Origin of the sequence: Streptomyces sp. NPDC091387, from assembly GCF_044756945.1 — a bacterium.
Classification (GTDB): Bacteria; Actinomycetota; Actinomycetes; order Streptomycetales; family Streptomycetaceae; genus Streptomyces.
The window spans coordinates 174,591-196,917 of sequence record NZ_JBIVTZ010000011.1; the positions used below are offsets into that span (position 1 = coordinate 174,591).

Sequence of the window (22,327 nt, forward strand, 5' to 3'; positions counted from 1 at the left end):
TCCGGTGTCACCACGCTCCCGGCGCCGGGGGCGGGACGACCTCCGGGCGGTCGTCGCAGGTGATCGTGTTGGGGAGCAGCCAGGGGGCCAGCCAGCCGCCGTCGTTGCCGCCGAGGTCCGTGAGGGCGAACTCCGAGCCGGTCGCGGGGAAGTTGAACGAGCCGCAGTTGTTGACGCCGACCGCGCCCACGTGGCGCGCGTCCACGTTCTCGAACGTGGTGCCGCCCGCCGCGCGGGCGCTCAGCACGGACGTACCGGTGCCGTCGACCTTGATGTCCTTGAAGTGGACGCCCTTGATGACGTACTGGTCCTTCACGCCCCAGTCGGAGACCAGCATGATCGCGTTGTAGGTGCTGTCGAGGAAGTTGTTGCCGGTGACCCGGATGTCCGCGTCGATGCTCTTGTCGAGGGCGAAGATCCAGAGGGCGCCGAGGCCGATGTTCCAGTTGAGTTCGTACGTACCGGAGCGGACCGTGGTGTTGGCCGTGAGGTTCAGCTTTCCGGCGAAGGGCTCGGCGCCGAAGCGGGAGCCGATGTGCAGGGCGCTGCCCTCGCGGACCGGGTCCGCGACCAGGTTGTTCGAGACCGTGTTGTCGGTTCCGCCGTAGATCGCGATGCCGTTGGCGAGGACCGGGGTCTGGACGGTGTTGTGGTCGAAGGTGTTGCGGGCGTTCGCGGTCTCCTCGGACCACATCGCGAGGCCGTCGTCACCGGAGTTGCGTACGAAGGTGTGGGCCACGCGTGAATCGGTCACGCCCGTGTGGAAGTTGATGGCGTCGGCGATCTGGTCGACGATGATGTTGCCGGTGATCCGCAGGTTCGACATCGGGCCGTCGAACCACATGCCGACCTTGGTGTGGCTGATGTGCAGGCCCTCGATGGTCGAGTCGCTGAGCGCGCCGCCGATGCCGTTGACCTGGTCGGTGTCGACGCGTTCGCGTACGTCGCCCTCGATGGCGAAGCCGGACAGGTGGACGTTGCGGCTGCCGCCGTCCGCCGTGTCCTTGCCGTAGAAGCCGACACCGGTGTGGACCGAGCCGTCGGGGGCCGGGCGGTCGAGCGCGACCTCGCGGCCCTTGATCTTCGTGTACCAGTTGCCCGCGCCGACGACGGTGACGTCGTCGACGACGATGTGCCGGTTGACCTGGTACGTGCCCGGCGGGATGTACACCTTGAGGCGGGTGCGCCTCGCGAAGGCGATGGCCTTGTCGATCGCGGTCGCCGAGTCGCGCCGGCCGGTCGGATCGGCCCCGAACGCAAGGACGTTGGCCGCGAGCAGCTCGACGCGCGGGAGGCCGACGAGCTCCGAGTCCAGCAGGTCGATGGCCGTCCGCGCGGCCCGGCTGCCGGCCGGGACGGTGAGCCGCACGGTGTCGCCCGCGCGGTACGTACGGCCGAGCAGGAGGCGCTGCTCGTCGTAGAAGTGGCTGGGCCGGTACGGCTTCGCGATGACCGGGGCCGGGGTCGTCTCACTGGGTACGCAGGAGCACTCGGTGATCCACCAGTCGGGGTGGAGCAGCCCGGCGCCCGGGTCGTTGGAGAACGGGTACTGGTTGTACAGCCAGGCGTACTGCGAGGTGAGCGTCATCGTGGAGCGCTTCTTGCCGTTCACCGCGACGTCCAGCGGTGCGGTGATCCCGCCGCCGTTCGGGGCGTCCGGGATGCTGTAGCGCACGGTGATCGCGTTGGCGGCGCGCGGCAGCGTGAACTCGACGTGCTCGCCCGGCTCCAGGCTGACCGCCTTGCGGCCGGACGCCTCTGCGGGGAGCGTGTACGCGGTGCGGTCGGGGCCGATGACCGTGCCGTTCGTCGCGGCGTTCTCGGCCTCCTGCTCGACGAACGCCACGTCCGCGCCCCGCCCGGCGACGAGCGCCGGATCGAGGGCGGCCCGGGTCACGGCGGAGGCCGTGGCGGGGGACGCGGCAGGGGCCTGCTGACCGGCCAGCGCGGGCGTGCCCGCCAGTACGCCGAGGCCGACGGCGGCCGCGGTCATCGAGGCAACCGCGGCCGCGCACAAGGCTGTTCGCCGCGGTCTTCGCGACCTCACTTCGGTACCGGTGATCTTCCGTGACATCGCATGCCCGTTTCTCTGAGGCGGAGTGCGCAACTGGGACGACCTGGAGTTCGGGGAGGGGCGGCCGCCGTGGAGGTGAGGCGACAGTAGGACCCGTACGTCCCTGTCCACAAGACTCCTGCCAGAAGGTTCCGTCAGATTGCCGTTCAACTACACATGTTCGTAGGATTTTTGCGTGACGAGAGCAGTTCGTTGCGAGATCTCGCGTGGCGCCGCTCGGCGTCCCCCGGCGCACTCCCCGAGCGAGCGATACGGCACCTGGCATGATCCCTGCCATGCGGATCGCACCAGCCGATACGGCCGACATCCACCAGGTGCTCGATGACCACCATCGATACTGGGGAGAACGCGACCTTCGGTCCCTGCATCTCCTGGCGCTGGTCCGGGAGTTCGGCTCGACCTGTCTGGTCGCTCGGGCCGAGGACGGGATCCACGGGTACGTCCTCGGGTTCGTCACCCCGGCCGGCACCGGCTACGTCCACCTGATCGCCACCCGGGACGACGCCCGCGGCACCGGCCTCGGGCGCCGCCTGTACGCCGCGTTCGCCGAGGCCGCGCTCCGCCACGGCGCACGGCGGCTGAAGGCGATCACGTCACCCGGGAACACCGGCTCGATCGCGTTCCACCGCCGCCTCGGCTTCGACGCCGAGACCGTCGAGGACTACGACGGACCGGGCCGCACCATGGTCGTCTTCCACCGGCCCCTGCCCTTCGACACGGCACAGCCCTGAAGGGCCTCCGCCCCAAGCCCGAGACCGCGAAGTCGCAGTCGAGCACCTCCACATCCGCCTCCCCCGCGTGCCGAGGACGGCCGCCGCATGATCTGCTGCTGTCAGTCCGCAGAGCGCAGACGGTCCAGCTCCTCCCCGATCGCCTCGCGCAGCGGCTCGTGTTGCGGACCCAGTGAGTACTGCTTGTCGGTCCACCTGTCGCGCGGATAGCGCCACACCGGTATGCGCACCAAGTCGGCAGGCTCCCACTCGAACCGGGGCCATACGTGTGCATGCAGGAACCCGTCGGTGTTGCCCAGGATCTCCAGATTGATCCGCCGGAATGCCGCGTCCCTACGACGGGAGGCCCGCTCGACCGCTTCTCCGAGCCGGTCCATGTCGGACAGGAAGGCCAGCCGCTTGACCCGGGGCAGGTCCGACAGTCTTTCCACCTCGGGATCGTCCACCAGGAGCACCGAGTAGCCCGGGAGGAACTGCACATCGCCGATGGCGGCGAACCCCGCGTCCAAGCGCCGCAGGACCGCGGGGTTTTCGCCTCGCAGTGCGCTCCCGATCCGGTCTCCGCGCCAGTCATCAACCATGGCGAGAACCTACCCGGCCACGATCACCTCTCCTTGAAGATTCCCGTACCGGCCACCCTGGCGGAGCGCCCCGAGTGCGGGACAAACCCGCAGCTCAGGCGTTTTCGCAGGTCAGATCGGGTGGCGTAACTTCGGCGTAACGTCCCTTGGCGCGGCGGCGGGTTAGCGTGAGGGCCGAGAGGAAGTGACGAAAACACCTCATGCGTGACGAACACTCCCCGCGCCGGGAGAGGCAGCCGCTGACCCGTGCCGAACGAGCGCGACGGATCGCGGACACGCTGCGCCAGCGGATCACCTCCGGTCTCTACGAGGACGGCATGCTGCCCGACGAACGCGCCCTCGGTCACGTGCTCGGCACGACCCGCAACACCGTCAGGGAAGCCCTCGGACTGCTGCGCGACGAAGGGCTGATCACCCGCAGGCGCGGCATCGGCACCCAGGTCGTGACGGCGAAGTACGGGCACGGTCTCGACCGCCTCACGGGGCTCGCGGAGACCCTCGTCGACTACGGCACGGTGACGAACACGGTGCGCGCGGCCCGGGTCGTACCGCATGCGCCGAAAGCCGTCACCGAGCGGCTCCACCTGCCCGACGGCTCCGATGCCGTGTACCTGGAACGGCTGCGCAGCCTGGACGGCCGGCCGCTCTCCGTCGACTCGACCTGGCTCGCCCCCGACATCGGGCGGCCCCTCCTCGACTGCGACCTCGCCCACCGGGACGTCTTCACCCTCATCGAGGAAACCACCGGGACCCGGCTCGGCAGCGCCGAGATCACCGTGCACGCCGTCACCGCCGAACCGGACACCGCACGCCTCCTCGGCATCCCCACCGGAGCGGCCCTGTTCGTGATCGACCGCCTCACCCGGCTGGCCGACGGGCGCCCCGTGGACAGCGAATCCCTGCGGGTACGCGCCGACCGGTTCGCCCTGCACACGCTGCTGCACCGCGGCGCCGTACCGCCCCGTACTGCCTGACCAGAGCGTTTCCCCCACTCCCCACTCCCGGCACCGCCGGCGGAGGCACCCTCATGTCCTGGACCCCCGACGCCCTCACGTTGGTTCTGCTCGCCCTGTTCGGCCTCGCGGGAGGCATCGGGATCACCGCGATCGGGCCGGGCGGGGTGCTGCCCACCATCGGCATGTTCCTGCTGACCGGGCTCACCCCGGCCGGTGTCGCGGGCACCGCCATCGTCACCCACGTGGCGACCGGCGTCCTCGGTACCGCCGCGTACACCCGGTCGGGACAGCTGCGGGACCCGGCCACGCGCCGCACCGCCGTCGTCCTCGCCGCGAGTGCCCTCGTCGGCACACCCGTCGGCGTGCTGCTCAACACCCTTGTATCCGGGCGGTGGTTCGGCATCCTGCTGGCCTGCGCGGTCACCGTGACCGGCCTGCTGGTGTGGCTCCGCGAGCGCCGCGCGGCACCCTCGCAGGCGGCCGAGGGCCCGGTCCGCGTACCGCTCCCGCTCACCGTCGCGGTGGGTGTCACGGTGGCCGTCGCGGCGGGGCTCTTCGGCCTGGGCGGACCGATGCTGAGCGTGCCCCTCCTGGTCGTCTGCGGGCTCCCGGTGCTGTCCGCACTGGCCGCCGCGCAGGCCCAGTCCGTGGTGATCGCGAGCGTGGGCACCATCGGCTATGTGCAGCACGGCTCCGTCGACTGGACCCTGGCCGCCGTGGTCGGCGTGCCGGAACTGGTGGGGGTGATCGTGGGCTGGCGCATCGCCCGGTCGGTCCCGGACCGCCGTCTCAAGTACGCCCTCGTCGGCATGCTCCTGGCACTGGCCCCTTACCTCGCGTTCCACTCCTGACGCGCAGTAGGCGGGTAACTTGCGCTTCTGTTATGGCTCTTGAGGGAGCGTCAGTTCAGAATCCGCGTGCACACTCACCCGCACCGGCACGCACTCAGCTGCCCGGTACCGGGGTTCGCCCGTGCCGGGGTTGCTCGCATAGCGCGGGTGGGCGCCACCGCTGATCTGCCAGCGGATGCGGTGACCCGCGCCGAAGCGGTGAGCGGTATCGCCCATCGGGACGGTGACGTGTACCGACTCGTCGGCAGCGGAACGGAGTTGGGCGAAGCCGTCGCAGACATTGGTGGAGCGCCCCTCGGGATCCACGTCGCACAGGCGGGTGAACACGTCCCCGTGTCCGGTATCCGTGGAGGCGCTGATCCGTGCGGAGACCGGGCCGAGGACGGTGACGGGTTCGGCCAGGACCGGGCCGGTGAACGTGAGGACGTCGTCCCGGGACTCCAGGGCTGCGTTGTCGCGAGCACCCGCGGTACGCGAGAGGAGGGCGCCGCCGAGGGAGGGAGTGGGGTGGGCCGGGTCGTGGCGGAAGGAGGCCAGGGGCGCGGTGTCCGTGGGGGGCTGCTCGGTGAGATGGCCGTCAGACGTGGGGAACCAGGAGGTGGTGGCCCGGGCCGGGGGCCACGCGTCGAGATCCCGCCACTGCGCGCCCGCACCGCCCACGTGGACGCGTACGGGTGTGGGGCGCAGGCCGGAGGGGTCGTCGCACAGGTGGGCGCGGAGCCAGGCGAGGGTCTCGGCGAACACCTCGGGCCAGCCCTTCCGCAGGGCGGACGTGTGGGTCCAGGGGCCGACGAGCAGCGCGGCATCGCATCCGGCGCGCCGCAGCCGGGCGTAGTGCTCGAAGGTCTGGCCGGCCAGGACGTCGTGCCGGCCGGTGATCAGGGCGGTGGGGACGCCCGGCCGCTCCGCCGCCTCGCCCTGTTCCGAGGCCCGCGCCGAGCCCGCCGCCTCGCCCGGTTCCGGGACCCGCGCCGAGGCCCGTACAGATCCCCTCGCCTTGCCCGGCGCCGCGCCCCGCCAGTACGGGTCGTCCGCGTCCGGATGGGCCATCACCTCTTCCAGCCAGGGCACTTCGTACCCGAGCGCGGCCGCGAACGCTCCGCGCAGCGGCGACTGGCGCACCGACCTCAAGGCCGTCGGGCACCTCCAGCGCGACCACATGCTCCGCCACCCCTGGCTGCCCGCCGCCGTGCAGACCCGCCGGACCCTCGGCCCCCACACCCTCGCGTTCCTGGAGCACGCCCTGGCCGCGCTGCGGCCCAGCGGTCTCGACGGGGCGGCGCGGCTGGAGATCTTCGCCCAGCTCACCGCGTTCGTGGCCGGACATGTCGCCCATGAGGTCGCACGGGCCGAGGCCGCGCAGTCACCCGGCCGGGCCGCCGCCGAGGCGCTCTACCTCGCGTCCGTCGCCGCGGACGGCCGTCATCCGGAGCTGGCCGAGGCGCTCTCCGCCCCGGGCCGGCCGCTCACCCCCGACGCGACGTTCGGCCGCTTCCTCACCCGGCTGGTCGACGGCCTCGACGCCGGCTGATCCGGCCAGAGGCGCGGCGGACCTCATACCTGGGTACGGCCGCCGCGCCACCGAATGAGCACCCGGGCATCACGCGCGGTAAAGGCTGCGCGCGGCAGCGTGGAGGTGTCCGCACACCTACCGCCCGGCACCCGGTTCGTGCTCGGCCGGCTCCCGGAACTGAACCGGACGCGCTTCGGGGACGTACTCGATCTGCGCCGGACCGGGATGTTCGGCCACTCCGCGGGCGGCTTCACCGCGGCCCGGACCATGCACGACGACCGGCGGATCCGGGCGGGCATCAGCATGGACGGAGAGATGGACTACGTGGGCGGCGAGCTGCCGGACGGCAGCCGGCTGAGCACGGTGGCGCTGGACCGGCCGCTGCTGCTGATGGGGACGGCCGGCAAGGGCTCGGGCGACTACCGGAGGCAGCCGCCCTGGGCGGCGTTCCGGAAGAACACCCGCGGCTGGAAGGCGAACGTCACCCTGACCGGTTCGCGCCACGCCTCGTACACCGACGCGCAGGTGCTGCTGCCGCAGCTGGCCCGGCAGGGCGCGGAGCCGGACGGCGGCCGGGCGGCGGCGATCGGCACGGTGCGGCCGGAACGGGCCCCGGCCGCGAGCCGCGCCCATGCGGCGTCGTTCTTCGGGCTGTGGCTGCGCGGACACGACGACCGTCTGCTGGACGGCCCATCCGGCCGCTTCCCGGAGATGGTGTTCACGCCGTAGGGACAGCGCACGCGCCTTCGGGCGGTGTGGCGCGGGTCACCGGAACCCCTCGGCCGAACCGGAGAGGTAGGTGGTGTGAGATGTGATGAACAGGGAGATCGGGAGCGCATGCGCGCACGGATCAGGGCGGGCGACCACGACGCGTTCGCCGCGCTCTACGAGGAATACGCGCGGTTGGTCTACAACCATGCCTATCGGCTGTCCGGCGACTGGTCGACGGCCGAGGAGGTGTTGTCAGAGACGTTCCTGGCCGCCTGGCGCAACCGTCACTCCGTCGAGCCGGAGGGCGACTCGCTGCGGCCGTGGCTGCTCGGGATCGCCACGAACAAGGCCCGCAACGCCGGCCGCGGTACCGGGCGGCGCCTGGCCTTCCTCGCGCGCCGCCCCGCCCCGGAACCGGTGGCGGACATCGCGGACGCCACGGCCGGACGCGTCGACGACGCCCGGCGGCTCGCCGAGGTCCGCCGGGCACTGGACGGGCTCCGCCGCCAGGAACGCGAGGTGCTGGTCCTCTGCGTCTGGTCCGGGCTGGACTACGCCGAGGCGGCCGAGGCGCTGGGCATCCCGGTGGGCACCGTGCGGTCGCGGCTCTCCCGCGCCCGCACCCGGCTGCGACGGCTCACCGACGAGGAACACCGCCGGGCGCCGGACGGGAAGACGGCGGGCCCCGCGCGGGAAGCGTCCGGCCCCGCCCGGGAGGCACAGCCCGGGGACACGGCCCGGTCGTCCGGCCGGGAACCCCGCCCCGGCCGCGGAGAGGTAGGGAGCAGGGCCGCGTTCGTGGCCCTGCCCATCCAGGAGGAAGCCCGATGAACGACCGCACCTCCGGCCCCGAGCGGGCCGAACACGAGGAACTGGCCCGGCTGCTGCCGGCCCCGGCCGAACGGGACCTCCCCCCGGGCCGGCATCTCCACCACAAGGACACCCTGATGCGTCTGATCGACCAGGACAGCGACCGCGCCACCGCCCGTCCCCGCCCGCGCCTCCTGCGCCCCGCCGTCCTGCTGCCCGCCGCCGGACTGGCTCTGGGCGGGGTACTGCTGACCACCCTCGCCGTGACCGGCCAGGACAGCACTCCGGCACCGTCCGCCGCGAGCACGGGTTCCCCGGCCACGTCCCCGCGTGGCGCGGCCGTGCTGCTCGACCGGATCGCCTCGGTCGCCAAGAAGAGCGACGAACAGAAGGTCCGCGGCGACCAGTTCGTGTACGTCAGGTCGCTGCAGAGCGGCAACGGGGGCACGTTCGGCGGCCCGGTGCAGCTGACCGGGCCCAGCGAGCGTGAGGTCTGGATGGCGCAGAAGGCGGGACCGGTGCTCAAGGAGGGCCTGATCCACCAGGACGGCTCGTACATCCCGATCGTCGTCGGGGTCCCGGACGGCGAGAAGCCCGTCGGCAGCCCGGCGGGCCTCAACCGGCCGACGTACACGTGGCTGGCCTCGCTGCCCACCGACCCCGACGCCCTGCTCCGGCGGCTCGGCACCGAGATCACCCGGGACCAGGACGCGCGCGACACCCCGGTCAAGGACCGGAACAAGGACCAGGACACCTTCGACGCCATCGGTGAGCTGCTGCGGGAGACGCTGATGCCGCCGAGGACCGCGGCCGCCCTCTACCAGGCCGCGGCGAAGATCCCCGGCGTGAGCGTGGACCCGGACGCGGTGGACGCGGCCGGCCGGCACGGGATCGGCGTGGCCCGTGACAACACCCGGGCCGGTTGGCGCACCGCCTGGATCTTCGACTCGACCACCCTGGAGTACCTGGGCGAACGGAGCTACCTCATCAGGAACACCTCCATGGGCAAGAAGGGCACCCTGATCAGCAAGACGGCGGTCCTAGAGCGGGCGGTCGTCGACGGCCTGCGCGAGAAGCCGTCGACGACGGCCTGATCCCCGCACCCGCGCGGCGCTCGGACCGCGGGCACACGAACGACGCCGGCCCCCGGGGATCACTCCCCGGGGGCCGGCGTCGTACAGCTGTGCGGAACTACCGATCCGTCAGGATCAGAAGTCCATGTCTCCGCCCGGCATGCCGCCCGGAGCGGCCGCAGAGGCCTTCTCCGGCTTGTCGGCGATGACGGCCTCGGTGGTGAGGAAGAGCGCGGCGATGGACGCGGCGTTCTGCAGAGCGGAGCGCGTGACCTTCGCCGGGTCGAGAATGCCCTCGGCGATCATGTCGACGTACTCGCCGGTCGCGGCGTTGAGGCCGTGACCGATCGGCAGGTTGCGCACCTTCTCGACGACGACTCCACCTTCGAGACCACCGTTGACGGCGATCTGCTTGAGCGGGGCCTCCAGCGCCAGCTTGACGGCGTTGGCGCCGGTCGCCTCGTCACCCGAGAGCTCCAGCTTCTCGAAGACGGCCGAGGCCTGGAGCAGAGCCACGCCACCACCGGCGACGATGCCCTCCTCGACGGCGGCCTTGGCGTTGCGCACCGCGTCCTCGATGCGGTGCTTGCGCTCCTTGAGCTCGACCTCGGTCGCGGCACCGGCCTTGATGACGGCCACGCCGCCGGCCAGCTTCGCGAGGCGCTCCTGGAGCTTCTCGCGGTCGTAGTCCGAGTCGGAGTTCTCGATCTCGGCACGGATCTGGTTGACGCGACCCTGAACCTGGTCGCTGTCACCGGAGCCGTCGACGATCGTCGTCTCGTCCTTGGTGATGACGACCTTGCGGGCACGGCCGAGCAGGTCGAGACCGGCGTTCTCCAGCTTGAGGCCGACCTCCTCGGAGATGACGGTGCCACCGGTGAGGATGGCGATGTCGCCGAGCATGGCCTTGCGGCGGTCACCGAAGCCCGGAGCCTTGACGGCGACGGACTTGAAGGTGCCACGGATCTTGTTGACGACCAGGGTCGACAGGGCCTCGCCCTCGACGTCCTCGGCGATGATCAGCAGCGGCTTGCCGGACTGCATGACCTTCTCCAGCAGCGGAAGGAGGTCCTTCACGTTGCTGATCTTCGAGTTCACGATCAGGATGTACGGGTCGTCCAGGGACGACTCCATGCGCTCCATGTCCGTGGCGAAGTACGCCGAGATGTAGCCCTTGTCGAAGCGCATACCCTCGGTGAGCTCGAGCTCCAGCCCGAAGGTCTGGGACTCCTCGACGGTGATGACGCCTTCCTTGCCGACCTTGTCCATGGCCTCGGCGATGAGCTCGCCGATCTGGGTGTCAGCGGCGGAGATGGAGGCGGTCGAAGCGATCTGCTCCTTGGTCTCCACGTCCTTGGCCTGCTCCAGGAGGGCGGCGGAGACGGCCTCGACGGCCTTCTCGATGCCCCGCTTGAGAGCCATCGGGTTCGCACCCGCGGCCACGTTGCGAAGGCCCTCGCGGACGAGCGCCTGAGCGAGAACGGTGGCGGTGGTCGTACCGTCGCCGGCGACGTCGTCCGTCTTCTTGGCGACCTCCTTGACCAGCTCCGCACCGATCTTCTCGTACGGGTCCTCCAGCTCGATCTCCTTGGCGATGGAAACACCATCGTTGGTGATCGTGGGGGCGCCCCACTTCTTCTCAAGGACGACGTTGCGGCCCTTGGGGCCGAGGGTGACCTTGACGGCGTCGGCGAGCTGGTTCATGCCGCGCTCAAGACCGCGCCGGGCCTCCTCGTCGAACGCGATGATCTTGGCCATATGAAGTGGTCCTCCCGGACAGGGGTGGATTTCTCCGGACCGAGTGGCGCCCGCGACGGACGGCCTGCCGCCTGCCGGTTCCTTGCCCCGACAGACCTGCGGGCCTCACCGGCCCGGTCCAAGTTTCTGTCACTCTCACCCGGAGAGTGCTAAGCCCAATGATTAGCACTCGACCCCCGAGAGTGCAAGCGTCCCTCTCCGGAGTGTGGACAACCGGAGCGCGCGTGCGAAGGGGCTCGGGACGCACGGAGGGCCCGTACCCCAGGGGGTACGGGCCCTCCGTGCGTGAGTAGTGTCGTTGGCCGACCGTGCCGAGCTCAGCCGACAGCGAGCTTGACCATGTCCGCCTGCGGCCCCTTCTGGCCCTGCGAGATCTCGAATTCAACTCGCTGACCCTCTTCGAGGGTGCGGTATCCGTCCATCTGGATCGCGCTGTAGTGGACGAAAACATCCGCACCACCGTCGACCGCGATGAAGCCGTACCCCTTCTCCGCGTTGAACCACTTGACGGTGCCCTGAGCCATGCCTAACTCCCCTATTACTGGCCCTTGCACAGGACCGCACTTCGCGGGCCCGGGTCAGAACTCACCCTCCGACAGGAGAGGGTGCGTGCGCCGGAACGCGTCGACCGCGGCCGAATGTATCTGCCCAACTGCCCTCTGCAACAGGTCAATCGGACGAGAATTCTGGGCAGCGCCGATCGCCCGAATATGAGTAACTCATAAGATTCCAGGGCAAGTCGGGCCAGGCAAAGGCGACTTATGGCGCAAGAGGTTCAGTTACTTTGGCTGCATCTTGTCGTGGCCGGGCGCATTCTCATATGCGGGGGCACGGGCAGCGGAGGGGACTTCCCACACTCTACCGCGTTCAACCATGCAGAATTGCCCCCTCCGCTTCTGTCGCGGAGGGGGCAATTCCGGTGACGCGGTGGGGCGGGACCGCGCGGGTCCCGGGGGTCAGCAGCCGCCGGCGACGGCCGGGATGATCGAGACACCCGCGCCGTCCGGGGTGACCGCTTCCAGACCGCCTTCAAAGCGCACGTCGTCGTCGTTGACGTACACGTTCACGAAGCGGCGGAGCTTGCCCTGGTCGTCCAGGACGCGGGCGGCGATGCCCGGGTGGTTCTTCTCCAGGGACTCGATGACCTGGGCGAGGGTCGCGCCCTCGGCCGGGACCTCGGCCTGGCCGCCCGTGTAGGTGCGGAGGATGGTGGGGATACGGACCTTGACGCTCATGGTGGGTGCCCTTCCTGGAGTCTCGGGTGGGGTCAGCCGGCGGTGCCGAGGCCCGCGGCGCGGAAGGCGTCCAGGCTCGGCCGGATCGTCGCGGTCGCCTGCGAGGTGGCGGCCACGGCGTCCAGTGTCTTGAGGCCGTCGCCGGTGTTCAGGATGACGGTGGTGAGCGACGGGTCGAGGAGGCCGGCCTCGATCAGCTTCTTCGTCACGCCGACCGTCACCCCGCCCGCGGTCTCGGCGAAGATGCCCTCGGTGCGCGCCAGCAGCTTGATCGCGTCGACGACCTGTTCGTCGTTGACGTCCTCGACGGCGCCGCCGGTGCGGCGGGCGATGTCCAGGACGTACGGGCCGTCGGCCGGGTTGCCGATCGCCAGGGACTTGGCGATCGTGTTCGGCTTCTGCGGCCGCACGACGTCGTGACCGGCCTTGAAGGCGGTGGAGACCGGGGAACAGCCCTCGGCCTGGGCACCGAAGATCCGGTACGGCCTGTCCTCGACCAGACCGAGCTTGATCAGCTCCTGGAGACCCTTGTCGATCTTCGTGAGCTGCGAGCCGGACGCGATCGGGATGACGATCTGGTCGGGCAGCCGCCAGCCGAGCTGCTCGCAGATCTCGTACGCGAGCGTCTTGGAACCCTCGCCGTAGTACGGCCGGAGGTTGACGTTGACGAAGCCCCAGCCCTCGCCGAGCGGGTCGCCGATGAGCTCCGAGCAGAAGCGGTTGACGTCGTCGTAGTTGCCCTCGATGCCGACCAGCTCACCGCCGTACACCGCGGCCATGACGACCTTGCCCTGCTCCAGGTCGTGCGGGATGAACACGCACGACCGCAGACCGGCGCGGGCCGCGGCGGCGCCCACCGCACCGGCGAGGTTGCCGGTGGAGGAGCAGGAGAGCGTGGTGAAACCGAAGGCGCGGGCGGCCTCGACGGCGATCGCGACGACGCGGTCCTTGAAGGAGTGCGTCGGGTTGCCGGAGTCGTCCTTGACGTACAGGCCGCCGGTGACGCCCAGCTCACGGGCGAGGTTGTCGGCCTTGACCAGCTTGGTGAAGCCGGGGTTGAGGTTGGGCTTGTCCGCGACGTCGGAGGGGACCGGCAGCAGCGGCGCGTAGCGCCAGATGTTGTCGGGGCCGGCCTCGATGCGCTTCTTCAGCTCGTCCGGGGAGCCGCTCGGCAGGTCGTACGCCACTTCGAGCGGCCCGAAACAGGTCGCACAGGCGAAAAGGGGGCCGAGCTCGAATCGCTCTCCGCACTCGCGGCAGGAAAGCGCCGCGGCGGGACCAAGGTCCACAGAAGACTCGGGGTTTGCTGCAACAGTCTGCACAGCCATGATGGCGAGGCCCTTTCTCCTCATCTTCCTCGTGACGCATTTCGTCACAAGACGGAATTGGCACCTTCCCCACCTGACCTCGCGGTCGGCTGGATGGTTGCCGGGACTTCAACGGGCCGTTCCCTCTGTCCCTCTGGATGAGCGCTGTGGCACTGGACCATGGATCCAGGCGTTTATCAGCGGATGGACCCCGGCATGCCACGGCCATCTGCGTTGTTCAAGACTGTAACCGAAGCACCGGACTGTTGAGATAGTCGTCCGAACCGCGAGATGGATCACATACAGGGAGTATCGACCGTGCTGGAAGAGGTCGAAGGCTGGCTGACCAGGCGTTCCTGGTCCTCCGCCGACCGCCCGCTGGAGCAGCTCCTGGCCGCCAGGGACCGCGACCCGCGCCGCGGGAGCGTGAGTGTCGTCCTGCCCGCGCTCAACGAGGCGGCGACGGTCGGGGACATCGTCCGGGTGATCCGGCGCGAGCTCATGGAGAAGGTCCGGCTGGTCGACGAACTCGTGGTGATCGACTCCGGCTCCACGGACGCCACCGCAGAGGTCGCCCGCCGGGCGGGCGCCCGGGTGATCCACCGGGACGCGATCCTGCCCCGGGTCCCGGCCGTCCCCGGCAAGGGCGAGGTGCTCTGGCGGTCACTCCTGGCGACCGGCGGTGACATCGTCTGCTTCATCGACGCGGACCTCAAGGACTTCTCGGCGGACTTCGTCTCCGGCATCGTCGGCCCACTGCTGACCGACCCCTCGATCCAGTTCGTCAAGGCGATGTACGACCGCCCCCTCGGGGACACCGCAGGCCAGGGCGGCCGGGTCACCGAGCTGGTGGCGCGGCCGCTGCTCAATCTGCACTGGCCGCAGCTGGCCGGCTTCGTCCAGCCGCTGGGCGGCGAGTACGCCGTGCGCCGCTCCCTGCTCGAACAGCTGCCGTTCCCGGTCGGTTACGGAGTGGAGCTGGGGCTGCTCGTCGACGCCCTGCACACGGTCGGCCTGGACGCGCTCGGCCAGGTGGACGTCGGCGTCAGGAAACACCGCCACCAGGACGGCCAGGCGCTCGGCCGGATGGCGGCGGCCATCTACCGGACCGCTCAGCTGCGGCTCTCCCGGGGGCATCTGGTCCGCCCCTCGCTGACCCAGTTCGAGCGCGGCGAACACGGGTTCGTCCCGCACACGTACCCGGTGGACACAGAGGAGCGGCCGCCGATGCGCGAGATCGAGGAGTACGTCTCACGCCGCGCGGCGTGACCGGAGCACGGCCGCACGCACGTTTGGACCGTTCGGGATCGGGCTAGATTCCGCAGCATGGTCTCCGAGCACGCCCCTCAGCCCGCCGCCGCCCAGGTACTCGTCGCGTCCAACCGCGGTCCGGTCTCGTACGCGCTCCGCGAGGACGGCTCGCTCGACGCGAAACGGGGCGGGGGCGGGCTCGTCTCCGGGCTGAGCGCGGTGGACGACAAGATGTGGGTCTGCGCCGCACTCGGTGACGGCGACCGCGAGGCGGTGCGCCGCGGGGTCGGCGAGCCGGGCGTACGGATGCTCGACATCGACGCGGACGTGCACGCCGACGCGTACAACGGGATCGCGAACTCGGTGCTCTGGTTCGTCCACCACCTGCTCTACCAGACCCCCGTGGAACCCGTCTTCGACGCGGAGTTCCGCCGGCAGTGGGCCTCCTTCGAGGCCTACAACCGGGCCTTCGCCCAGGCGCTCGCCGAGGAGGCGGGCGAGGGCGCGTCGGTCCTGGTGCAGGACTACCACCTGGTGCTGGTGCCCGGAATGCTCCGCGAGCTCCGCCCCGACCTGCGGATCGGCCACTTCTCGCACACCCCGTGGGCGCCCGTCGACTACTTCCGGATGCTGCCCGACGACATCTCCGAGCAGGTGCTGCGCGGCATCCTCGGCGCCGACCGGGCGGCCTTCCTGACCCGCCGCTGGGCGGACGCCTTCATCGGCTGCTGCACGGAGATCCTGGGCGGCACCGGCCGCACCCGCATCGGCGTGCACGGGCTCGGCGCCGACGCGGACTTCCTGCGCCGCCGCGCGCACGAGGCGGACGTGGACGAGCGGATGGCGGCGCTGCGCGAACAGGTGGGCCCCGGCCGGAAGACGATCGTGCGGGTGGACCGTACGGAGCTGTCCAAGAACATCGTCCGCGGGATGCTCGCCTACCGCGCCCTGCTCGACGAGCGGCCCGAGTGGCGCGGCCGGGTCGTCCACATCGCGTTCGCCTACCCCTCGCGGCAGGACCTCGCGGTGTACCGGGAGTACACGGCCGAGGTGCAGCGCGTCGCCGACGCCGTCAACGCGGCGCACGGCACGGCGGACTGGACCCCGGTCGTGCTCCACGTCAAGGACGACTTCGCGCGCTCGCTCGCGGCGTACCGGCTGGCCGACGTGGCGCTCGTCAACCCCATCAGGGACGGGATGAACCTGGTCGCCAAGGAGGTCCCGGTCGTCTCCGACCACGGCTGCGCGCTGGTGCTGTCGCGGGAGGCGGGGGCGTACGAGGAGCTGGGCGACGACGCGATCACGGTGAACCCGTACGACGTGTCGGCCACCGCCGACGCGCTGCACGAGGCGCTGACGATGGACGACGACGAGCGCGCTGCCCGTACGGAGCGGCTGGCCGCGGCGGCCACCGCGCTGCCGCCGCAGCAGTGGTTCCTGGACCAGCTAGAGGCGCTGCGCCAGGGCTGACAGGAAGTCGACGACGGCTCCCGGCCCCGGCAGCAACAGGTCCGCGCGCTCGGCCAGTTCGGGCACCTCCGCCTCGCCGCTGCAGACCAGCAGGCCGGGGGTGCCGTCGGGGCCCTCGGCGCGGAGCTTCTCCACGGCGGCGTAGGCGGCCAGGTCACCCAGGTCGTCGCCCGCGTACAGCACGGACTCGGCGCCCGTCTCCCGCACGTACTGCGTGAGGGCGACACCCTTGTCCATGCCCGCGGGGCGCAACTCCAGGACCAGACGGCCCGGTTCGACGATCAGTCCGTGCCGGGCGGCGAGCTCGCCGAGGGGGCCGCGCAGGGCCTCGAAGGCGGCCTGCGGGTCCTCCGCACGGCGGGTGTGGACGGCGAGCGCCTGCCCCTTCTCCTCTATCCAGGTACCGCGCCAGGAGTCGAACGTGTCGAGTACGCCGGGGAGTTCGGCCCGCACGGCGGCGACGCCGGGGTGCGGGGCGGGGGCGCGGACGGTACCGGAGACGGCGTCCCAGCGTTCGGCGCCGTAGTGGCCGAGGACGACGAGGTGGTCCAGTCCGGCGACTCCGGCGAAGCCGCCGTAGCGGACCGCGACGCCAGCCGGTCGGCCGGTGATCACGGCGATCGACGCGACCTGGGGGGCGAGTGCGGCGAGCGCCTCGACGGTGCCGGGGTGCGCGCGGGCCTGCTCGGGGTCCGGGACGATGTCGGCGAGGGTGCCGTCGAAGTCGAGCGCGACGACGGCGCGGTCGGGGCGGGCGAGGAGGGCGGCGAGGCCCTCCCGGCCGGCGGGGGTCGTCGGTGTCGGCAGGGATGGGGTGTGCGGGTGGCTGCCCATGTCCCGAGCCTATAGCCGGTGAGGCCCGGCGGGGGCTTCGCCCCTTGGCGCGGCCGACGGGACCGTCGCCGCGCACCCGGGGCTCAGCGGCGTCCCCGCCGCGCCTCCCGCACGCGCCGGAGCCGGTTCACGGTGACCGGGTCGGCCTCCAGGGCCCGCCGGTCGTCGAGCAGCGCGTTCAGCAGCTGGTAGTAGCGGGTCGGGGAGATGCCGAGCCGCTCCCTGATCTCCCGCTCCTTGGCCCCGGGCCCCGCCCACGACTGCCGCTCGACCGCCAGCACCGCCCGGTCCCGGTCGGAGAGTCCGGGGGGCGGGGCGGCGGGCTCGTCGGGGCCGTTCGGAGGAGGGGCGGTCATATCAGCCAATATATGGCGCGGCCCGCGGACCGCTACTCCGCACTCTCCGCCGACGTGGACTCCTGCGCTATGCGCCCGAGCACGCTCTCGGGGTTCGCGCCGGGCTCGACCGCCTCACCGATGTTCTTCTTGATCGACTCGCTGGCCTGGGCCCAGGACGTCTTGCCGAACGGGTAGAACTGCGCGTCCGGCAAGGCGTGCAGGAACTTGTGCAGCGGCTTGTACTGGGGATCGCTCTCCATCGAGGCCGAGGCGCTGTCGGTGACCGGCAGCATGTCGTACGTGTCCGCGAAGGCGATGACGTTCTTGTCGCTGAACATGAAGTCGAAGAACTTGCCCATCTCGACCCGGTGCTTGTTCTGCTTGAAGCCCATGATCCAGTCGGCGACGCCCATCGAGCTGGTGGTGGGCCCGGAGACGGCGGGCAGCGGCACCATTCCGACATCGACGCCCCGCTTCCTGGCCTCGCGCATCAGCGTCGGATGGCCGTTGAGCATCCCCACGTCACCGGTGGTGAACGCCGCGAAGGCCTTCTCCCGGTTGAGGTCGCCGGGGGCGACGGGGCCCACGAGCCCCTTGTCGACGAGGTTCGACTTCAGCCAGTCGAACGTCTTGATGTTCTCGGCCGAGTCGATGTCGTACGAGCCGACGTCGTCGGTGTAGCCGCCACCGCCGCTGAGCAGCCACATCAGCGTCTCGGCCTGGGACTCCTCCTGGCCCAGCGGCAGCGCGAACGGGTACTTCACGCCGTGCTGCTTGAGCGCGGCGGCGTCGCCGGCGATGTCGCTCCAGGTCTTCGGGGCGTCGAGACCCGACTGGCTGAAGAGCTTCTTGTTGTAGAAGAGCAGCCGGGTGCTGGCCACGAACGGAAGGCCGTACTGGACCTGGCTGACCCGGCCCGCGTCCGCGAGGACCGGCAGGAAGTTCGCCTGGGTGCGGACGCTGAGCATCTGGTCGGCGGAGTAGAGCTTGCCGGCCTTGGCGTAGTCCGCGTACGCGCCGATCTGCGCGATGTCGGGGGCCTTTCCGGCCTTCACCATCTCGGCGACCTCGCGGTCGATGTCCGTCCACGGGAGGACGGTCACCTCGACCTCGATGCCGGGGTGGGACGCCTCGAAACTGCTGGCGACCCCGTCCCAGTACTTGTCGGACTTGTTCGCCTCGCCGGTGCCGTAGTCGGCCGCGACGAGCTTCAGTGTGACGTCGCCCCCGCCGCCGTCGCCGCCGCAGCCCGACAGTGTTGCCGTCATCCCCAGAGCGGCCACAGCCGCCGTCAGTCCCAAGTAGCGCCGCTGCACAGCCCAGTCCGTCCTCGTCGGTCGCGCCATCCGCGGCGTCCACGTCTGCGTGGGGCACTCGGAATGAGCTGCGATTTTCCCCCACCGCGCCCGATGAGGTCTACACCACTGCGGTATCGCTTCGGCAACGCGGCCGCATTGCACGGAACGCGCGGTGACTGCTAAGTAGGTCTCGGTCAACCAGGGCCGGACACAAGGCCCTTCATGGTCCGGACCTTTATACCCGCACCCGTGCGGTGCCGCCGTGCCGCCCCGTTGCCGCCCGCCACCGCCCATGCCGCAAGGAGCCGTACCGCATGTCCCGTACCGCAACAGAAATTGCCACCCAGCCCAGCTGCTGGCGCCGCGCCGCCGAGGCGGGCGCGGTGGCCGAGGGGCTGCCGCGTCCGGGCGAGCGGGTCGCCGTCACCGGGTGCGGCACCTCCTGGTTCATGGCCATCGCCTACGCGGCCCTGCGCGAGGCGGCCGGGCAGGGCGAGACGGACGCGTACGCCTCGTCGGAGTTCCCGGCCGGGCGGTCCTACGACCGGGTCGTGGCGATCACCCGCTCCGGCACCACGAGCGAGGTGCTGGCGCTCCTGGGCGAACTGCGCGGCAGGACCCCCACGGTCGCGCTGACGGCCGACCCGAGGACGCCGGTGATGGACGCAGCCGACACGGTGGCGGTACTGGACTGGGCCGACGAGGAGTCCGTCGTGCAGACCCGGTTCGCCACCACCGCGCTCGCCTTCCTGCGGGCCGGTCTCGAAGCGGCCGGCCCGCTCCCGGCGGGCGTGAAGACGGTCGCGGAGGCCGCCGTCGACGCGGAGCTGGCGGTGACCGAGCCGCTGGACGAGGCGGTGGTCTCGGCCGAGCAGTGGACGTTCCTGGGGCGCGGCTGGACCTACGGCCTGGCGCAGGAGGCCGGGCTGAAGATGCGCGAGGCGGCGGGCGCCTGGACGGAGTCGTACCCCGCGATGGAGTACCGCCACGGCCCGATCGCGATCACCGGTCCGAACCGGGTGGCGTGGGTGTTCGGCGCACTGCCCGAGGGCCTGGCGGGCGAGGTCGCGGGGGTCGGCGGAACGCTGGTGGCACACGCCACCGCCGACCCGATGGCCGACCTGATCCGGGCCCAGCGGCTCGCGGTGACGCTCGCGGAGTCGAAGGGGTACGACCCGGACCACCCGCGCAACCTGTCGCGCAGCGTGATCCTGCCGGGCTGAGGGCTCGCGGGGCGCGTTGTCGGCACGTTGTCGCCCGATTGCGGACCCGATTTTGTATGGATGCGCAACAAACAGCGATAGTGGACTAGACCTTTTGGGGTTCGTCGGGCGAAACTGTTTCCCGTGAAACACGTCATCGCCCTCGATGTGGGCGGCACCGGAATGAAGGCCGCACTGGTCGGGGCCGATGGCGCCCTGCTCTACGAGGCACGGCGCGCGACCGGAAGAGAACGCGGCCCCGACGCCGTCGTGGAGTCGATCCTCGCCTTCGCGGCGGATCTGCGCGCGTACGGCGAGGAGCACTTCGGCGAGAGCGCTCTCGCCGCCGGTGTCGCCGTGCCCGGCATCGTCGACGCCGCGAACGGGATCGCGCTCTACGCGGCCAACCTGGGCTGGAGCAACGTCCCGATGCGCCGGCTGCTCGGCGAACGGCTCGGCGGCGTCCCCGTCGCCCTCGGCCACGACGTCAGGACCGGCGGGCTCGCCGAGGGCCGGATCGGGGCGGGCCGGGGCGCGGACCGCTTCGTGTTCATCCCGCTGGGCACCGGGATCGCCGGGGCCATCGGGATCGCGGGCACCATCGAGGCGGGCGCCCACGGCTCCGCGGGCGAGATCGGCCACATCGTGATCCGGCCGGACGGCCCGGAGTGCAGCTGCGGCCAGCGTGGCTGCCTGGAGACGCTGGCCTCCGCGGCCGCCGTCAGCCGGGCCTGGGCCGCCGCCTCCGGCGACCCGAAGGCCGACGCCGCGGACTGCGCCAAGGCCGTGGAGTCGGGCGACCCGGCGGCCGTGGCGGTCTGGCTGAACGCCGTCGACGCCCTCGCCGCCGGACTGGTCACCGCGCTCACCCTGCTGGACCCCCGCACGCTCATCATCGGTGGCGGTCTCGCCGAGGCGGGAGAAACCTTGTTCACACCACTCCGTGCGGCCGTCGAGGAACGCGTCACGTTCCAGAAGCTGCCCCACATCGTCCCGGCGGCCCTCGGGGACACCGCCGGATGCCTGGGCGCAGGGCTGCTCGCCTGGGATCTACTCTCCACGGAGGTATCCGCCTGATGGCCGGACGCGCAGACAGCACAGTTCTCGCAGGTGCCCGGGTGGTACTCCCCACCGGCACCGTCGAGAACGGCCGGGTGATCATCGAGGGCACCCGCATCGCCGGCAGTTCGGCGGAGGGCGCCCGGACCGTCGACCTGTCCGGCCACTGGATCGTCCCCGGCTTCGTGGACATGCACAACCACGGCGGAGGCGGCGCCTCCTTCACCTCCGGCACCGTGGACGACGTCCTCACCGGCGTCCGCACCCACCGCGAGCACGGCACCACCACCCTGGTCGCCTCCACCGTCACCGGCGAGATGGACTTCCTCGCCGAACGGGCCGGCATCCTCTCCGAGCTCGTCGAACAGGGCGACCTGGCCGGCATCCACTTCGAGGGCCCCTTCATCTCGCCGTGCCGCAAGGGCGCGCACAGCGAGGGCCTGCTGCGCCACCCGGACCCGGCCGAGGTCCGCAAGCTGATGGACGCCGCCCGCGGCACCGCGAAGATGTTCACGCTCGCCACCGAACTGCCCGGCGGCATCGAGTCCGTACGGCTGCTCGCCGAGCACGGCGTCATCGCCGCGATCGGGCACACGGACGCCACGTACGAGCAGACCGTCGAGGCGATCGACGCGGGCGCCACCGTCGCCACGCACCTCTTCAACGCCATGCCGCCCCTGGGCCACCGCGCGCCCGGCCCGATCGCCGCCCTCCTGGAGGACGAGCGGATCACGGTCGAGCTGATCAACGACGGCACCCATCTGCACCCGGCCGCCCTCCAGCTGGCCTACCACCACGCGGGCGCCCACCGCGTCGCCCTGATCACCGACGCCATGGACGCGGCCGGGTTCGGCGACGGCCAGTACCAGCTGGGCCCGCTCGCCGTCGAGGTCAAGGACGGTGTCGCCCGGCTCGTCGAGGGCAACTCCATCGCCGGCTCCACCCTCACCCTGGACACCGCCTTCCACCGGGCCGTCACCATCGACCGCATCCCGGTCGGCGACGTGGTGCAGTCCATCTCCGCCAACCCGGCCCGGCTGCTCGGCGTGTACGACCGGGTCGGCTCGCTGGAACCGGGCAAGGACGCCGACCTGGTGATCCTGGACGCCGATTTCACCCTCAAGGGCGTCATGCGCAAGGGCGACTGGATCACCCAGCCGGTGCCCGCGGCGGTGTGAAGGCGGCGGGCCCGAACGGTGGGACGGATACGTAACGAAGAGACGGCGGTTGTACCCGAGGTCTGGGCCGGCCGCCGGCTCTTTGGCATGATCGTCC

General features: G+C 71.1%; 20 protein-coding genes, 2 pseudogenes and 1 riboswitch. Of the genes and pseudogenes, 12 read left to right on the plus strand and 10 right to left on the minus strand.

Annotation, left to right across the window (positions count from 1 at the left end; translation table 11 throughout):
* Positions 1–7: 7 nt before the first annotated feature.
* A complete protein-coding gene (locus ACIQM0_RS23615; RefSeq protein WP_401289815.1) occupies positions 8–1,993 on the minus strand; it encodes a glycosyl hydrolase family 28-related protein in 1,986 nt (661 codons plus the stop codon).
* 356 nt (positions 1,994–2,349) lie between these two features.
* Here ACIQM0_RS23615 and ACIQM0_RS23620 point away from each other — a divergent pair, with 356 nt between their 5' ends.
* Complete coding sequence (locus tag ACIQM0_RS23620) at positions 2,350–2,805, plus strand: GNAT family N-acetyltransferase (RefSeq protein ID WP_401289817.1); 456 nt, start codon at positions 2,350–2,352, stop codon at positions 2,803–2,805.
* Positions 2,806–2,906: 101 nt separating this feature from the next.
* On the opposite strand, the gene ACIQM0_RS23625 is transcribed toward ACIQM0_RS23620, so the two are convergent.
* Positions 2,907–3,386, minus strand: a complete 480-nt coding sequence (locus tag ACIQM0_RS23625; RefSeq protein ID WP_401289819.1) for an HIT family protein — start codon at positions 3,384–3,386, stop codon at positions 2,907–2,909.
* Between the two features lie 200 nt (positions 3,387–3,586).
* Between ACIQM0_RS23625 and ACIQM0_RS23630 the strand changes: the two genes are divergently transcribed.
* Complete coding sequence (locus ACIQM0_RS23630) at positions 3,587–4,360, plus strand: GntR family transcriptional regulator (protein WP_363030099.1); 774 nt, start codon at positions 3,587–3,589, stop codon at positions 4,358–4,360.
* A 53-nt stretch (positions 4,361–4,413) separates the two neighbouring features.
* Positions 4,414–5,193, plus strand: a complete 780-nt coding sequence (locus ACIQM0_RS23635) for a sulfite exporter TauE/SafE family protein (RefSeq protein ID WP_401289822.1) — start codon at positions 4,414–4,416, stop codon at positions 5,191–5,193.
* Between the two features lie 30 nt (positions 5,194–5,223).
* Here the strand turns inward: ACIQM0_RS23635 and ACIQM0_RS23640 are convergent.
* Positions 5,224–6,318 (minus strand): annotated as a pseudogene (locus tag ACIQM0_RS23640) (CocE/NonD family hydrolase); the annotation flags it as partial.
* Between ACIQM0_RS23640 and ACIQM0_RS23645 the strand changes: the two are divergent.
* From ACIQM0_RS23645 to ACIQM0_RS23660, 4 genes and pseudogenes are all read left to right on the plus strand, one after another.
* Positions 6,293–6,724 (plus strand): annotated as a pseudogene (locus ACIQM0_RS23645) (TetR/AcrR family transcriptional regulator C-terminal domain-containing protein); the annotation flags it as partial. The pseudogenes ACIQM0_RS23640 and ACIQM0_RS23645 overlap by 26 nt on opposite strands.
* A 105-nt stretch (positions 6,725–6,829) precedes the next feature.
* On the plus strand, positions 6,830–7,435 hold the full coding sequence (locus ACIQM0_RS23650; RefSeq protein ID WP_401289824.1) for a hypothetical protein: 606 nt from the start codon (positions 6,830–6,832) through the stop codon (positions 7,433–7,435).
* A gap of 108 nt (positions 7,436–7,543) precedes the next feature.
* Positions 7,544–8,248 (plus strand): RNA polymerase sigma factor, encoded by a 705-nt coding sequence (locus ACIQM0_RS23655; RefSeq protein WP_401289827.1) that lies wholly within the window; start codon positions 7,544–7,546, stop codon positions 8,246–8,248.
* Positions 8,245–9,321 carry a CU044_5270 family protein gene (locus ACIQM0_RS23660; protein ID WP_401289829.1) on the plus strand — a complete coding sequence of 359 codons (1,077 nt, stop codon included), beginning with the start codon at positions 8,245–8,247 and terminating at the stop codon, positions 9,319–9,321. Before ACIQM0_RS23655 ends, ACIQM0_RS23660 begins: the two co-directional genes overlap by 4 nt.
* Before the next feature lie 114 nt (positions 9,322–9,435).
* Here the strand turns inward: ACIQM0_RS23660 and groL are convergent, their stop codons facing one another.
* The 4 genes from groL to thrC all read right to left on the minus strand — a co-directional run bounded on the left by groL (position 9,436) and on the right by thrC (position 13,621).
* Positions 9,436–11,058, minus strand: a complete 1,623-nt coding sequence (gene groL, locus ACIQM0_RS23665; protein ID WP_385040723.1) for a chaperonin GroEL — start codon at positions 11,056–11,058, stop codon at positions 9,436–9,438.
* Positions 11,059–11,375: 317 nt separating this feature from the next.
* Complete coding sequence (locus ACIQM0_RS23670) at positions 11,376–11,582, minus strand: cold-shock protein (protein ID WP_003967346.1); 207 nt, start codon at positions 11,580–11,582, stop codon at positions 11,376–11,378.
* 432 nt (positions 11,583–12,014) lie between these two features.
* A complete protein-coding gene (locus ACIQM0_RS23675; RefSeq protein WP_401289831.1) occupies positions 12,015–12,293 on the minus strand; it encodes a MoaD/ThiS family protein in 279 nt (92 codons plus the stop codon).
* Positions 12,294–12,325: 32 nt separating this feature from the next.
* On the minus strand, positions 12,326–13,621 hold the full coding sequence (thrC, locus tag ACIQM0_RS23680) for a threonine synthase (RefSeq protein WP_401289833.1): 1,296 nt from the start codon (positions 13,619–13,621) through the stop codon (positions 12,326–12,328).
* Between the two features lie 17 nt (positions 13,622–13,638).
* Positions 13,639–13,765, minus strand: a riboswitch (SAM riboswitch).
* Positions 13,766–13,918: 153 nt separating this feature from the next.
* Between thrC and ACIQM0_RS23685 the strand changes: the two genes are divergently transcribed.
* Entirely contained in the window at positions 13,919–14,869 is a 951-nt protein-coding gene (locus ACIQM0_RS23685) for a glucosyl-3-phosphoglycerate synthase (RefSeq protein ID WP_401290213.1), read from the plus strand.
* Positions 14,870–14,926: 57 nt separating this feature from the next.
* The gene (locus ACIQM0_RS23690) at positions 14,927–16,321 is read left to right on the plus strand and encodes a trehalose-6-phosphate synthase (protein ID WP_401289836.1); all 1,395 of its coding nucleotides are present in this window, start codon (positions 14,927–14,929) and stop codon (positions 16,319–16,321) included.
* Here ACIQM0_RS23690 and otsB read toward each other — a convergent pair.
* The 3 genes from otsB to ACIQM0_RS23705 form a co-directional block, all read right to left on the minus strand.
* Positions 16,298–17,155 carry a trehalose-phosphatase gene (gene otsB, locus ACIQM0_RS23695; protein ID WP_401289838.1) on the minus strand — a complete coding sequence of 286 codons (858 nt, stop codon included), beginning with the start codon at positions 17,153–17,155 and terminating at the stop codon, positions 16,298–16,300. The two genes, ACIQM0_RS23690 and otsB, sit on opposite strands and share 24 nt — an antisense overlap.
* A gap of 83 nt (positions 17,156–17,238) precedes the next feature.
* A complete protein-coding gene (locus ACIQM0_RS23700; RefSeq protein ID WP_401289841.1) occupies positions 17,239–17,511 on the minus strand; it encodes a DUF3263 domain-containing protein in 273 nt (90 codons plus the stop codon).
* 32 nt (positions 17,512–17,543) lie between these two features.
* Positions 17,544–18,761, minus strand: a complete 1,218-nt coding sequence (locus ACIQM0_RS23705; RefSeq protein WP_401289844.1) for an extracellular solute-binding protein — start codon at positions 18,759–18,761, stop codon at positions 17,544–17,546.
* Positions 18,762–19,105: 344 nt separating this feature from the next.
* On the opposite strand from ACIQM0_RS23705, the gene ACIQM0_RS23710 reads away from it, so the two are divergent.
* From ACIQM0_RS23710 to nagA, 3 genes are all read left to right on the plus strand, one after another.
* A complete protein-coding gene (locus ACIQM0_RS23710; RefSeq protein WP_401289847.1) occupies positions 19,106–20,014 on the plus strand; it encodes an SIS domain-containing protein in 909 nt (302 codons plus the stop codon).
* A gap of 162 nt (positions 20,015–20,176) precedes the next feature.
* Positions 20,177–21,070, plus strand: a complete 894-nt coding sequence (locus ACIQM0_RS23715; RefSeq protein WP_385346914.1) for an ROK family protein — start codon at positions 20,177–20,179, stop codon at positions 21,068–21,070.
* Entirely contained in the window at positions 21,070–22,230 is a 1,161-nt protein-coding gene (gene nagA / locus ACIQM0_RS23720; protein WP_401289850.1) for an N-acetylglucosamine-6-phosphate deacetylase, read from the plus strand. Before ACIQM0_RS23715 ends, nagA begins: the two co-directional genes overlap by 1 nt.
* Positions 22,231–22,327 lie beyond the last annotated feature (97 nt).

Bases quoted from the DNA above. Each gene is read 5' to 3' on its own strand.
- ACIQM0_RS23615 (WP_401289815.1), bottom strand. From the start codon at position 1,993: ATGACCGCGGCCGCCGTCGGCCTCGGCGTACTGGCGGGCACGCCCGCG.
- ACIQM0_RS23620 (WP_401289817.1), top strand. From the start codon at position 2,350: ATGCGGATCGCACCAGCCGATACGGCCGACATCCACCAGGTGCTCGAT.
- ACIQM0_RS23625 (WP_401289819.1), bottom strand. From the start codon at position 3,386: ATGGTTGATGACTGGCGCGGAGACCGGATCGGGAGCGCACTGCGAGGC.
- ACIQM0_RS23630 (WP_363030099.1), top strand. From the start codon at position 3,587: ATGCGTGACGAACACTCCCCGCGCCGGGAGAGGCAGCCGCTGACCCGT.
- ACIQM0_RS23635 (WP_401289822.1), top strand. From the start codon at position 4,414: ATGTCCTGGACCCCCGACGCCCTCACGTTGGTTCTGCTCGCCCTGTTC.
- ACIQM0_RS23655 (WP_401289827.1), top strand. From the start codon at position 7,544: ATGCGCGCACGGATCAGGGCGGGCGACCACGACGCGTTCGCCGCGCTC.
- ACIQM0_RS23660 (WP_401289829.1), top strand. From the start codon at position 8,245: ATGAACGACCGCACCTCCGGCCCCGAGCGGGCCGAACACGAGGAACTG.
- groL (WP_385040723.1), bottom strand. From the start codon at position 11,058: ATGGCCAAGATCATCGCGTTCGACGAGGAGGCCCGGCGCGGTCTTGAG.
- ACIQM0_RS23670 (WP_003967346.1), bottom strand. From the start codon at position 11,582: ATGGCTCAGGGCACCGTCAAGTGGTTCAACGCGGAGAAGGGGTACGGC.
- ACIQM0_RS23675 (WP_401289831.1), bottom strand. From the start codon at position 12,293: ATGAGCGTCAAGGTCCGTATCCCCACCATCCTCCGCACCTACACGGGC.
- thrC (WP_401289833.1), bottom strand. From the start codon at position 13,621: ATGGCTGTGCAGACTGTTGCAGCAAACCCCGAGTCTTCTGTGGACCTT.
- ACIQM0_RS23690 (WP_401289836.1), top strand. From the start codon at position 14,927: ATGGTCTCCGAGCACGCCCCTCAGCCCGCCGCCGCCCAGGTACTCGTC.
- otsB (WP_401289838.1), bottom strand. From the start codon at position 17,155: ATGGGCAGCCACCCGCACACCCCATCCCTGCCGACACCGACGACCCCC.
- ACIQM0_RS23700 (WP_401289841.1), bottom strand. From the start codon at position 17,511: ATGACCGCCCCTCCTCCGAACGGCCCCGACGAGCCCGCCGCCCCGCCC.
- ACIQM0_RS23705 (WP_401289844.1), bottom strand. From the start codon at position 18,761: ATGACGGCAACACTGTCGGGCTGCGGCGGCGACGGCGGCGGGGGCGAC.
- ACIQM0_RS23710 (WP_401289847.1), top strand. From the start codon at position 19,106: ATGTCCCGTACCGCAACAGAAATTGCCACCCAGCCCAGCTGCTGGCGC.
- ACIQM0_RS23715 (WP_385346914.1), top strand. From the start codon at position 20,177: ATGAAGGCCGCACTGGTCGGGGCCGATGGCGCCCTGCTCTACGAGGCA.
- nagA (WP_401289850.1), top strand. From the start codon at position 21,070: ATGGCCGGACGCGCAGACAGCACAGTTCTCGCAGGTGCCCGGGTGGTA.